Genomic DNA, 13,532 nt, shown 5'->3' on the forward strand with positions numbered 1-13,532 from the left:
TTGCTTAAAACTTTAATTTAGCAGGCAGATATTTAGCAACCAGATCTTCATAATAAGGTTTTAGTGCTTTCCAGTCTGGTGGAACCGCACTTTTAGAATAAAGATCAAAAGGATTAAACAGATCTACCCATTTAAACATTTCTTTATCATGACTGGTCATCAGATGCGCGTAGGCATTTTCCCGGTGCTGAGGATAAAATGAATGATAACGAAGCATATACAAAGCTTGTTCTGGCAGATAGTCTTTTAATAAATGATAAACATATTCATCATGTCCCCAGGTCATGGTTACGTTATCCAATCCACAGCCGGGCTCATAAATACCATATTTAGTATTGTATAATGGGTTTTTAAAATCAGGGTTATCTGCAAAGAATTCAGAGAAAACTATTTTATCAGAATAAGCGCAGCCTACAGGATAACTGTCCCCTACTACCGCCCATTGTGGTTCTCCGAATAAACAAAGCACTTTTCCCATGTCATGAAAAAGACCTGTCAATACCATCCAATCGGGATGTCCCTGTGCCCGTATCGCCTCACTGGTTTGTAATAAATGTTGCAACTGATCCAGGTCAGTGTCCGGATCTGAGTCATCCACCAGTTGATTTAAAAAATCAAAGGCTTCCCAAACAGACATTTCCATTTGAGCAAACTTCAGATATTCAGCTCTTTTCTGCTGCACAAAATCATAAGTTTGGTTGAGGTGCTGTAAGCGGTAAAATTCTTTTACAGATGCTTTTTCAGGTGTTTCATAATTTCTGAATGCAGCGGTATCCTTTTCCTGAGCAATTGCTTTGGGGTCAGGGTAACGTTCCAGCAAATCGTCTTCCCATTGATCGAGTGAATTTAACGGATTTTCCTGGTTTGGTCTGGTTGCTTCTTTCATTTTACAAATTTTAAGATTCTGAAATCAATTAATCTGGTTATTAAACAATTACCTTAATCAATATCATGATTTATTTCCTTAATCAGACAGACATCCAGTGAATTATTTACGTTAACGATAAAGTAAATAATCGATTATTTTTCTGTATTTTTTGGGTAAACCTGATCTCCTTATGGAAAACATAACCATCAAAGTACTGGCCAGCAGGCTGAATTTATCCGCTACTACTATTTCGAAAGCCCTACAGGACAGTTATGAAATCAGTGAGCCCACAAAAAAGCGGGTAAGAGCATTGGCAGCAGAGCTTAACTACACGCCAAATACCTATGCCAGAAGCTTAAGAACCCGGAAAAGTGAAACTATAGCAGTTGTTTTACCCGAAATTGCTGATCACTTTTTTGCGCTGGTCATCAATGGGATAGAAGCTGTAGCCAGAGAAAAAGGTTATCATGTACTTATCTATTTGACGCACGAAGATTATAACCGGGAAAAAGAAATACTGGAATATATCAAAAAAGGGAGAATAGATGGATTATTGATATCCGTAACCAAAAATACGACTGCTACGGAACACATTGCAGTTATGGAACAGGAGAATATACCTGTTATATTTTTTGACAGGATCATGGAGCAAATGCAGCTGCCAAAGGTAGTAACCAATGATTTTGAAAGCTGTTACCTCGCTGCTCAGCATCTTTTGGATTGTGGCTGTAAAAAGATTAATGTCTGTACAATTTCCGCAAATCTGGAGATCAGCAAGCAAAGAATCCTGGGATATCAAAAAGCAATGTCAGACAGTAATATATCTATTGAAGAGAGCCAAATCTTGTTTTGCGATGATGATGCGCAATGTTATGATCAACTTTATAAGCGCTTACAGGGTAAAAACAGGCCCGATGCCCTGCTGGCAATTGTCGATAAACTTACTTTACCTATTTACCTGGCCTGTGAGCAATTAAACCTAAAAATCCCCGAAGACATAAAGGTGATTAGTTTTTCGAATAATCCAACAGCCGGAATTTTGAATCCATCTTTAACTACTATTTCCCAGCCTGCGTTTTTGATTGGACAAACTGCGGCAACCCTGCTCCTGAATTCTCTTGACCCCAAAAACAATAAAGTTCAGCAGGATATCACAATCATACCCTCTGAACTTATCATTAGAAATTCTACTGCTGTTAAAAAACTATAAATCAGTAATCACTTTATATTTTGGAACCAGGAATTTCATCACTGTCCAGGCAACTACATAAGTTAAAGCACAAATCGTAAACATGATTGTATAGCCTGTTTGTATATGGCCTAAAGATTTATAATAATCAAAAAGCCCTCCGCCCAATTTTGACATAAACACCCCGCCTAAACCACCAGCCATACTGCCAATACCGATTACAGAACCAATACATTTTTTGGGGAACATATCAGAAACAGTCGTAAAAATATTAGCAGACCAGGCCTGATGTGCAGAAGCACCAATACCAATTAAAATGACAGGAATCCAGACGCTAATATGCCCCAGCGGCTGTGCCAGTAAAACCACTAAAGGGAAAAGTGCAATAATAAACATCGCTTTCATCCTTCCATCGTAAGGTGTATATCCTTTTTTCATAAAATACATAGGGAACCATCCGCCACCTATACTTCCAATCATCGTCATGCTATATAAAACAGCTAATGGGACCATGATCGCTGTATTGTCCATTCCATACTGCACTTTAAGATAAGAAGGCAACCAGAACAGGAAAAACCACCATACCCCGTCTGTCATAAACTTACCAAAGGTAAATGCCCAGGTTTGTTTATAACCTAACAACTTAAACCAGGAAACTTTTTCAGTTTCATCTGCTACAACAATCTGTTCATCAGGATCGTACTGAATATATTCCAGTTCGGCCTGAGCTAAACGTTTCTGCTTTTCCGGTTTTTCATAAAAGATGAACCAGAAAAACAGCCATAAGAAACCAATAGCACCAATGATCATAAACGCAGACTCCCAACCCCATTTTTCAGCAATCCAGGGCACAGTTAAGGGAGCCAGAATAGCCCCTACGTTTGCACCGGAATTGAAAATACCAGTAGCCAGTGAGCGTTCCTTTTTAGGGAAATATTCTGCGGTGGCTTTTATCGCAGCAGGAAAATTACCTGATTCTCCAAAGCCCAGTACTGCTCTTGCACAAATAAATCCAAGTACAGATACCGAAATGCCTGTAATTCCCAAAATCGCTAACAGGGAAGATAATCCTTCGCCGAGGAAAATAGCTTTAGCATGCAAAATCGCACCTAAGCACCAGATAATCAAGGCAAGTGCATACCCCCATTTTGTGCCCAGACGGTCAACGATCCGGCCTGCAAAGAGCATGGAAATAGCATATACCAATTGAAAAGCTGAGGTAATATTTGCATAATCACTGTTTGTCCAGTTAAATTCTGCTTCAAGCCTGGTGTGTAAAAGACTTAAAACCTGCCTGTCCAGGTAATTTACCGTTGTTGCAAAAAACAACAAGGCACAGATTGTCCAGCGGTAGTTACCCACTTTTTGTTCGCTCATTATATTTGGTTTATTTTTTTGGTTTAGGTTGTTTGTTATTTATCAGACACCGCCGAAGACTGAGAAGCCTCCATCTACACAGATCATTGCCCCGGTAACAAATTGAGAAGCATCACTGAGCAACCATAAAAGAGCACCCTTCAATTCATCAGGATGTCCAAATCTTTTAAATGGAGTTTGTGTAATAACTAAACTTCCTCTGTCTGTGTAACCGCCATCTGGTTTGGTTAATAATTCACGATTTTGCTCGGTCAGGAAAAATCCTGGTGCAATTGCATTCATTCTGAGCTTATCTCCATACCGGCTGGCCATTTCAACAGCAAACCACTGGTTATAATAATCTACTGCTGCTTTGCCCATATTATAGCCCAGCACTTTTGTAATTGCCCTTTTGGAATTCATGGACGAAATATTCACAATGCTGCCTTTACCTGTTTCAGCTATAGCACTACCAAATATCTGCGAAGGGATAATTGTACCCCATAAATTCAGATCCATTACTTTTCTCATCCCTTCCAGGTTCATCTTAAAAATATCTTCTTCAGGCTTTAAAACACCTTCTGGTTGATTTCCGCCTGCTGCGTTAACCAGGCCGTCAATTTTGCCATAATGATCCAGTACTTGTGTTCTGCATTGAATTAACTGATTTTCATCCATCACATCGGCAACCAAGGCCAAAGCCTTTCCCCCCGCATTATTAATCGCTTCAGCACGTTCCTGAGCTACTTTAGCATTTCTGCCTAAAATACCCACCGAAGCACCTGCTTCTGCTACTGCATCGACAAATGCACCACCTAAGATTCCGGTCCCCCCGGTTATGACAATGACTTTACCTTTTAAAAAGAATAGATTTTCCATTAATATTATAAATTGATTAACCCCTGTTTAACCCGAAATAGTTTTTAGCATTATAATAGCAGATATTTTGGATCATCTCCCCTACCCATTTTTCATCATCAGGCAACAAGCCTGATTCCATCTCTGAACCGAAAAGATTACACATAATCCTTCTGAAATATTCGTGACGGGAGTAAGACAGAAAACTGCGGGAATCTGTCAGCATTCCAATAAATGTACTGACCACGCCCATATTAGATAAAGCGTTGAGCTGTTTCTCTATCCCATCTTTCTGATCCAGAAACCACCAGCCTGATCCAAATTGCATCTTTCCCTTGATCCTGCCATCCGCAAAATTACCCAGCATGGTTGCAATCACCTCATTATCGGCAGGATTGAGATTGTAAACCACAGTCTGGGCCAGCTGATCCGTTAAAGTCAGGTGACCTAAAAAGGCGGCTAAATTTTCCGCATGTTTATAGTCACCAATAGAATCAAAACCAGTATCCGGGCCAAGCTTATGCAGCATTCCTTTATTATTGTTCCGGATCGCACCAACATGAAATTGTTGTACCCAGCCCTTTTCATGATACATTTTACAAAGCTCAGTTAAAATAAAACCGGCAAAAGCATCAGGATCAGAGAATAATGCCTGTTCAGATTTAAGGAATGTTCTGAACTCCTGTTCCTGTTGAGTTGTTAATGTAAAACGGGTCGGCAAAGTACTTAAACCATGATCTGATATAGAACATTGTTGTAAAGTAAAGAAGTCAACTCTATTTTTTAACGCTTCCAAAAGAGAGTCTATATCCGTAATTTCAATACCTGCTTTCTGACCTAACAATTTAAGATAGGCTTTAAACGTATCCGGCTGTCCAATCATAAAAACTTTATCGGGACGGAAGGACGGTTTAACTTTAATCTCGTACCCTTCTTTGATTAATTGCTGATGATGGTTTAAATCATCACAAGGATCATCCGTTGTGCTTAACATTTCTACTTTGAAATTTTTCAATAAACCACGGGCCGAGAATTTATCCTGAGCTAAAAGTTCATTTGCCTGCTGATAAATCCTGTCTGCTGAATTCTCATCTAAATAGCTATTGATCCCGAATGGATTTTTGAGTTCCATATGTGTCCAGTGAAACAAGGGGTTTCTTAAAGTTGCGGGTACAACCTTTGCCCAGGCTTTAAACTTCTCTTCATCACTACCCTGCCCGGTAATCAGCGCTTCATCTACACCCAATGCACGCATAGCTCTCCATTTATAGTGGTCACCTTTTAGCCAGATATCAGTCAGGTTATCAAATTTCTTATCTTCTGCAATTTGCAGCGGCGACAAATGATTATGAAAATCAATTACAGGCAAATGTTTTGCATATTCATGATAAAGCAAAACTGCCTTTTTATTACTCAATAAAAAGTTATCAGTGATGATCGTACTTTCCGTCATATCAGCTAATTTTCGGTTTAATATTTGGTTCTAATATTGGTCTTGCTTATCGTTTTAATAGATACTGGTGCTTAGGATTGATGCAGATATTCGTTAAAGATCCCAAATTCAAGCCCTCTTAATTCTGCCAGGCCTTTTAAACGGCCAATTGCGGAATATCCGGGATTAGTTTTCTTGCGTAAATCATCCAGCATCTGATGACCATGATCCGGACGAACAGGAATACTGATTTGCCGCAATTGCTGCTGCTTAAAAATCTCTTTAACCACACTGTACATATCCACATCACCTTCCAGATGATTGTCTTCAAAGAAATCTCCTTCTTCATTTCTTTTCGTACTTCTCAAATGAATAAAGTTGATCCTTGCTGCAAATTCTCTGATCATTTCCGGAAGGTCATTATCTTCACGCACACCAAAGGAACCCGTGCAGAAACATAAACCATTATTTAAAGATGGTACTGCCGAAAATATTTTGCGCAAATGTTGTGCAGTGCTGACCACACGTGGCAACCCAAAAATTGCATAAGGAGGATCATCAGGATGTACAACCATTTTAATCCCAAACTCATCGGCTACAGGCATAATTTCCGAAAGAAAATATACAAGATGATCGCTCAACTTCTGTTCATCTATCCCCTGATATTGATCTAAAGCGGCTTGAAATTGTTCCAGTGTAAAGCTTTCTTCACTTCCTGGTAATCCAGCGATGATATTACGTTGTAACAGTGTCTTCTGTTCTTTATCCGCCTGATCAAACCATGCTTTTCCTTTAACGAGCTGCTCTTGGGTATAAGCACTTGAAGCGCCGGGCCTTTTTAAAATAAAAACATCAAATGCACAAACTGCGGCTTTTTCAAATTTCAAAGCCCTGGCTCCATTTGGCAATTCAAAAGCCAGATTGGTACGTGTCCAGTCCAGCACCGGCATAAAGTTATAAGTAACCGTACGGATGCCGCAGGCCGCCAGATTTTTTAAGGATTGCTTGTAATTATTAATATAGTATTCAAAGTTTTCAGCTTGTGTTTTAATCGCTTCATGTACAGGTAAGCTCTCCACAACATCCCATTTCAAACCTGCATCTTCGATCAGCTGTTTATGTTTTTCAATCTCCGCTATCTCCCAGGTCACCCCATTTGGAATATGGTGTAAAGCACTGACAATACCACTGCAACCTGCTTGTAAAATATCAGCCAGGATAACCGGATCATTCGGGCCAAACCAGCGCATTGTCTGGGTCATTTTATAAATAACTGATTTTTCTGTTACCTTCATTATTCAAATCTTTTCAATAAAATTATGCTAAAAAACCATCATTATGTGGACGCAATTTATAAAAGGCCAAAGGCATATCATTCATATAATCTATTATAATAGTCTATCAAACGGCTGTTTCTCCGTTTCAAACGTTTGAAATAAATCAGGTTTTACAGCCTGTTAACAGCTATTGCTATGGTAACTCAATATCAGATTTATTTAATAATTAAAATAGAAGAGGCAGATTTTATTTCTTAGTACCCAGGCGATAAACATGCTGGTCATACATATCAAACGTTTGATATAGTTTATTATCTTTATATTTAGGCGATCGTTAACTAACCTAATGAGTACAAAAACGCCCGTAACCCTGAAACTTTTAGCTCAAAAGCTAAAAATATCTATATCTACAGTATCCAAAGCGCTTAACGACTATCCAACCATTAATGCCTATACCAAAGAAAGGGTAAAGCAAATGGCTGCCGAACTGCATTTCACGCCCAATAAATCGGCGCTTAATTTACAGATTCAGAAATCTTATACCATTGGTATCATTTTACCAGATCTGATGGACCATTATTTTACCAGAAGCATTTTCGGGATTGAACAACATGCCCGCCAATATGGTTATAATGTAATTATCGGCCAGTCTTACGATGATTTGAAGAAAGAAGTTGATCTGGCCAATATGCTGCTGAAAAGCCGTATCGATGGTTTAATTATTGCCATTTCTAAAAACACACAGAACTTTGATCATTTAGATATGTTTGAAAATCTTGGCCTGCCAATTATTTATTATGGCAGAAACCCGAGTTTTAATTTAAGTTGTCATAAAGTATTAAGTAATACTTATCAGGGATGTTATAAAGCCACAGATTTCCTGATCAAACGGGGACATCAGAGAGTCGCCTATCTGGGTGGCCCGAAAATGATCAGCTTTACGCATGATAGATTTAAAGGCTATATCAATGCCTTAAATGATAACCACATTCCTTTTGATGCCAGTTTGGTTGCTTATACAGATTTTGATAAGGAGAACACCAACAGCGCAATTAAAGAACTGTTTTATAATAGTGAGAACCCACCTACTGCATTAGTGGCTTTTAAAGAGCAGATCCTATTTGATGCCATGAAATACCTTCGTGCCAACCGGTATGAAAAAATGGAACAAACAGACTTCATTGGTTTCGGTAATATGCCGTTTATCCGCTATCTGGACAATCCTCCCCTGGCTTCTATCGAAGAAAATCCTGAATCAATGGGAGAAAATGCGATTAAACTACTTTTAAAATTAATTGACCAGAAAACAGAAGCTCCGGAATACCAAGAAGTTATGGTAGACTGTGAACTGGTTCTGCATCAATAAAATTCAAACATTTTTTTTCCGGAAAATTCCCGGTTTATTTTCCTGTAAAGAAAATAAACCAGGAATTACCATGGCCTGGAATCCGGCGGTTTCAAGTTCAGATTTCAGCCTTTGGTGTTACCCCGAAATCACCGGGCTAAACGTATAATTTACACTACCCTGAATTCTTCAATAAGCTTCCTTTAGAAGCACATAAACCGCGATTTATTTCAAACGTTTGAAATCAAGAAACAAGCGTATAATCAGCTGATATAACACATTTCTGTAAGGAGTTACTTATTGCCTTTTCTAAATTGCGCCGGCGTTAACGAATTGTTCTTATTTATTAAATTAAATGATTAACATTTTTTGAAACCAAATAACCAAATAATGATAATCACCATCTCATAAAAACAACCCGGTTTACCCAGACGTGCAACTATTAACTAATCAAATATTTACTTTTTAAATTCCCAACGTATGAAAGGAAGATTTACTCTTATTTTCTTGATTACCTGTGTACTCTTTTTCCCCGCAGCATTATTTGCGCAGGATATCAAAGTATCAGGTAAAGTAACAGACCAGGTAGACGGATTGCCGCTTCCAGGTGTTTCAATTACCATAGCAGGCACGACCAGGGCTACCTCAACAGATCCCAATGGTAAGTTCACGATATCGGCCCCTATAGGTGCAAAATTGTTAATCAGACTTGTCGGAATGTCTGATCAGACAGTTACAGTAGTAGACAATGGACTTTTGAATATATCCTTAGCAGAAGATACAAAAGCATTATCAGAAGTTGTTGTGGTCGGTTACGGCGTGCAGAAAAAAAGTGTGGTAACCGGTGCGATATCTGGCTTAAAAGCTTCAGATCTGGAAAACCAGCCTGTTACACGTATTGAACAATCGTTACAAGGAAGAACTTCAGGAATCACTATAGCCAGCAGCTCAGGTCAGCCAGGTTCTGCGGCAACGGTACGTGTGAGAGGTATCAGCTCTTTTAACAGAGATGGAAACGGAGACAATAATCAACCGCTATGGGTAGTCGACGGTGTGGTAGTAGATAATGGCGGAATCGGTTTTATCAACCAGTCTGATATTGAATCTATTGAAGTGTTGAAAGATGCGGCTTCACAAGCTATTTATGGAGCAAGGGCCGCAGCTGGTGTAATTTTAGTCACTACTAAAAAAGGTAAAGCAGGTGGTATCCGTGTAAATTATAACGGATATTATGGTTTCTCAGGGCCATCCAAAAAATTAAAACTACTGGATGCAACTCAGTATGCCATGATTCAGAATGAGACCAAAACAAATGCTGGTAAAGCTGCTATTTATGCAGATCCGCAATCTTTGGGCAAAGGAACAGACTGGCAGGATATTATCTTCAACAATAGTGCAAAAAGACAATCACAGGAATTCAGTTTAAGCGGTGGTAATGATGTATCTACCTTCTATTCATCTGTAGGTTATTTACAGCAAGACGGAATTGTAGCTACTGATATTTCTAAGTACAAAAGAACAAATATTCGTTTGAACTCTACACATAAACTGGCTAAATGGCTGACTCTGGGACAAAACCTGGGTTATTCACATGATAAATCACTCGGGCTTGGCAATACCAATTCTGAATTCGGAGGCCCATTAAGTTCGGCAATTAATCTGGATCCGATTACACAAGCTGTAATCACAGATCCGGCAGTAGCAGCTTTATCGCCATATAATAGACCTGATATTATAAGAGATGCACTGGGCCGTCCTTATGGGATCTCACAAGCTGTAGTACAGGAAATGACTAATCCACTTGCTTATATGCAGGTAAGACAGGGTAATAATAGCTGGGCTGACAATATTGTCGGAAACGTTTATGCTGAATTGAAACCGATTGCAGGCTTAACACTGAGATCTACATTAGGTACTAAACTGGCTTATTATGGCAACGAGAACTTCTCGCCAATGTCTTATTTGAATTCATCTTCAATTACGACTCAAACCTCTTTTAATCGTAAATTAAACCGCACGATCAGCTGGAATTTAGAAAATACAGCTTCTTATACCAAAGCATTTGACAAACATAATTTCAATGTTTTAGTGGGACAAGGTTTATATTCGGATAATAACAGCATTGGTACTGACATCACCTATTTTGGAATACCAGTAACTACTTTTAAAGAAGCATCTTTAAATTTCAAAGTTCCGAATGATAAGAAAGTAGCTTTAGGTTCTGAAGGAAACATCCATAGAGTAGCTTCCGTATTTGCACGTTTGAATTACAATTACGATGAGAAATATATTATCGAAGGTGTAGTCCGCAGAGACGGTTCTTCACGTTTTGGTTCGAATTACAAGTTTGGTGTTTTCCCATCAGTTTCGGCAGGATGGGTAGTTTCCAAAGAAGACTTCTTTCCTAAAAACGAGGTGATCAATAGTTTAAAATTCAGAGGTGGGTATGGTGTGGTAGGTAATGACAACATTGATGACTTCCAATATGTTCAGCTGATCGGTGATGGCCGCGATTATACTTTCGGTACGGATCAGGTTTATAATATTGGTTACAGCCCTCAGGCTGCCTATGCGAGCCCTAATTTGAAATGGGAAGAAACAAGAGCAACCAATATTGGTATGGACTTAACGCTCTTCAAAAATTTCACTTTAACTGTAGAATGGTATAATAAACTAACCAAAGATATTCTTCAGAAACCTCGTATCCCATCTTACCTGGGCTCAGCAAATAATCCTGCTGAAAACATTGCAGATATGAAAAACAGCGGGATAGAGATTGAGTTAGGTTACCGTAAACAAATCGGAGAAGTCAACTTTAGTGTAAATGGTAATTTCTCTTATCTGAAAAACGTAGTGACTAACCTGGGTGATGGTATTGATTTTCTGTCAGGTGGCCAGAGTTTCAAAGCGACCACCTACCCTATTACCCGTACTGCGGTAGGACAAGCTTATAATTCATTCTATGGTTTTAAAACCGCTGGTATTTTCCAGACACAGGCTGAGGTAGATAACTATATCGGTCCAAAAGGAAAGATACAACCTAATGCAAAACCTGGAGATTTCCGCTGGGTAGATACAGATGGAGATGGTGTGATTGGTGAAAATGACCGCCAGTTTATTGGTAATCCTACCCCGAAATATTCATTCGGTATTACCTTAAATGCAGCTTATAAAGGATTTGATATCAGCGTATTCGGACAAGGAGTTGCAGGTAATAAAATCTTCCAGGGCTTACGTCGTCTGGATATCAACAATGCGAATTATCAAACAAGCGTATTAAATCGCTGGACTGGTCCCGGAACAAGCAATTCTTATCCAAGAGTTGTAGACGGAGATCCTAATAAAAACTTTACAAACCCTTCTGATTTCTATTTGGAAAAGGGTGACTATTTCAGAATAAAAGTTCTTCAGATCGGTTATAACCTGCCAAAGGCCAAAATCAGCAAACTAGGTTTACAAAAAGCCCGTGTTTATGTGATGAGCGAAAACCTGGTCACCTTCACTGGTTACACTGGATATGATCCTGAAATTGGTGGTGGGGTATTAAGTATTGACAGAGGTATCTATCCTCAGGCAAGATCATTTATGCTTGGTTTAAATATTGGATTTTAATAAAAAAACAGAAATGAAAAGATATATAACATATACAGCAGGGCTTTCAATTGTACTTTCATTATTCAGCTCTTGCAAAAAATTCGTAGAAACTGACCCGAGGGGGCAATTTACTCAGGAAGGTTATTACAGAAATCAGGCAGAGGTTTTCAATGGCCTGGTTGCTGCTTATGACCCGCTAGGTTTTCAGGGTGGTGATTATGTCAGTAAAATTACGGCAATGAATGCAGGCTCGGATGATAATCTTGCTGGTGGTGGAGGTTCAAGCGATTTTACTCCGTTGCAGGCGATCTCTAATTATACTGTAATACCTGCCAACGGGCCACAGGATGCTTTATGGAAAGGTGGATTTTTAGGTGTATACAGAGTAAATATTTTGCTCTCCAAAATAGATGCAGCGACTATGCCTGATGACATCAGAGCAAGATATAAAGCTGAACTTAAAGCCTTAAGAGCCTATTACTATTTTGACCTGGTACGTTTGTTTAAGAACATTCCATTAATGCTTACACCAATTGCACCAGACCAGGCGTACAATGTATTGCAAGTTGCACCAGAAGAAGTTTATGCACAGATTGAAAAAGATCTGAAAGAAGCTATTGCAGAAGATAAGCTACCTAATACTGTTCCTAAAGCGACTGAAGCAGGAAGAATGACTAAAGGTATTGCACATGCGCTGTTAGGCAAAGTATATCTTTATGAGAAAAAGTTCACAGAGTCTGCCGGAGAATTTGCATTAGTTAATGCGGTTCCTGGACAATTGAATTCAGTTTATGGTTATAAATTGATGGACGATTTTGCTGCACTCTGGAAAACTGCCAATAAATTTAATACAGAGTCGATATTGGAAATTTCCCATACTTCTAAAGGTAATGGGGCCTGGTCTTGTATTGAATGTACGGAAGGAAATTTATTGAGCATTATGCTTGCGCCAAGAGCCTATAGCACCTTATTACCAGGAGCACCGGATTATGTATCCGGATATGGAGCACTTGTTGTCACTAAAAACTTTTTTGATTTTATACATTACGATCCGCGTAATAAAGCATCTGTTGCCAACCTGGATAGTTTGAAAAAGGCAGGGATTGCTAAATACGATAACAGTTATGAAAATACTGGCTTTTTTGTAGAGAAATTTGCGGGCAGAGCATCAGACAAATCTACCGGAGGAGGACCTTCAGAATTAAACTATCCCCAAAATACGTATGAAATCAGATTAGCAGATACTTACCTGATGGAAGCCGAAGCGTTGGTACGCGGCGGCGGAGATCTTTCCAGGGCAAGAGCTTTAATTGCAGCGGTAAGAAACCGTGCTTATAAAGATGGAAAAGATCATGCTGTTGATGCTACACTGGATAATATCATTACAGAAAGACGTGCAGAGCTTGCTTTTGAAGGCCAGAGATGGTTTGATTTAATCAGATGGGGCAAAGCGGCTACCGTTTTAGCATCAAAAGGTTTTGTAGCAGGAAAAAATGAAATTTTACCTATTCCATTGAAAGAACTGGAAAATACTAAACTCGTTCAAAGTAAAGAATGGGGCGGCACTAAATAAACTATATTTCCATTGAAAAGACGCTTATTTTATATTTTAA

The 13,532-nt window shown here is 39.0% G+C and carries 9 protein-coding genes; 4 read left to right on the plus strand and 5 right to left on the minus strand.

The genetic code is table 11. The annotated features are described in order from the left end of the window. Window positions 1-4: 4 nt before the first annotated feature. Window positions 5-886 carry an inositol oxygenase family protein gene (locus tag HDE70_RS12210; RefSeq protein ID WP_183890376.1) on the minus strand — a complete coding sequence of 294 codons (882 nt, stop codon included), beginning with the start codon at window positions 884-886 and terminating at the stop codon, window positions 5-7. 172 nt (window positions 887-1,058) lie between these two features. Here HDE70_RS12210 and HDE70_RS12215 point away from each other — a divergent pair, with 172 nt between their 5' ends. After that, window positions 1,059-2,078 carry a LacI family DNA-binding transcriptional regulator gene (locus HDE70_RS12215; RefSeq protein WP_183890378.1) on the plus strand — a complete coding sequence of 340 codons (1,020 nt, stop codon included), beginning with the start codon at window positions 1,059-1,061 and terminating at the stop codon, window positions 2,076-2,078. On the opposite strand, the gene HDE70_RS12220 is transcribed toward HDE70_RS12215, so the two are convergent. The 4 genes from HDE70_RS12220 to uxuA form a co-directional block, all read right to left on the minus strand. After that, the gene (locus HDE70_RS12220) at window positions 2,073-3,434 is read right to left on the minus strand and encodes an MFS transporter (protein WP_183890380.1); all 1,362 of its coding nucleotides are present in this window, start codon (window positions 3,432-3,434) and stop codon (window positions 2,073-2,075) included. The genes HDE70_RS12215 and HDE70_RS12220 overlap by 6 nt on opposite strands. A 42-nt stretch (window positions 3,435-3,476) precedes the next feature. Next, the gene (locus tag HDE70_RS12225) at window positions 3,477-4,292 is read right to left on the minus strand and encodes an SDR family oxidoreductase (protein ID WP_183890382.1); all 816 of its coding nucleotides are present in this window, start codon (window positions 4,290-4,292) and stop codon (window positions 3,477-3,479) included. Window positions 4,293-4,308: 16 nt separating this feature from the next. Continuing rightward, window positions 4,309-5,724 carry a glucuronate isomerase gene (gene uxaC / locus HDE70_RS12230; protein WP_183866706.1) on the minus strand — a complete coding sequence of 472 codons (1,416 nt, stop codon included), beginning with the start codon at window positions 5,722-5,724 and terminating at the stop codon, window positions 4,309-4,311. Between the two features lie 71 nt (window positions 5,725-5,795). After that, a complete protein-coding gene (gene uxuA, locus HDE70_RS12235; protein WP_260160388.1) occupies window positions 5,796-6,998 on the minus strand; it encodes a mannonate dehydratase in 1,203 nt (400 codons plus the stop codon). A 328-nt stretch (window positions 6,999-7,326) separates the two neighbouring features. Here uxuA and HDE70_RS12240 point away from each other — a divergent pair, with 328 nt between their 5' ends. The 3 genes from HDE70_RS12240 (at window position 7,327) to HDE70_RS12250 (ending at window position 13,492) form a co-directional block, all read left to right on the plus strand. After that, window positions 7,327-8,346 carry a LacI family DNA-binding transcriptional regulator gene (locus HDE70_RS12240; protein WP_183866705.1) on the plus strand — a complete coding sequence of 340 codons (1,020 nt, stop codon included), beginning with the start codon at window positions 7,327-7,329 and terminating at the stop codon, window positions 8,344-8,346. Between the two features lie 459 nt (window positions 8,347-8,805). After that, window positions 8,806-11,937 carry a SusC/RagA family TonB-linked outer membrane protein gene (locus tag HDE70_RS12245; protein WP_183866704.1) on the plus strand — a complete coding sequence of 1,044 codons (3,132 nt, stop codon included), beginning with the start codon at window positions 8,806-8,808 and terminating at the stop codon, window positions 11,935-11,937. A 13-nt stretch (window positions 11,938-11,950) separates the two neighbouring features. Further along, window positions 11,951-13,492, plus strand: coding sequence for a RagB/SusD family nutrient uptake outer membrane protein (locus HDE70_RS12250; protein ID WP_183890384.1), 1,542 nt, complete (start codon window positions 11,951-11,953; stop codon window positions 13,490-13,492). Window positions 13,493-13,532 lie beyond the last annotated feature (40 nt).

It is taken from the genome of Pedobacter cryoconitis, from assembly GCF_014200595.1.
Classification (GTDB): Bacteria; Bacteroidota; Bacteroidia; order Sphingobacteriales; family Sphingobacteriaceae; genus Pedobacter; species Pedobacter cryoconitis_C.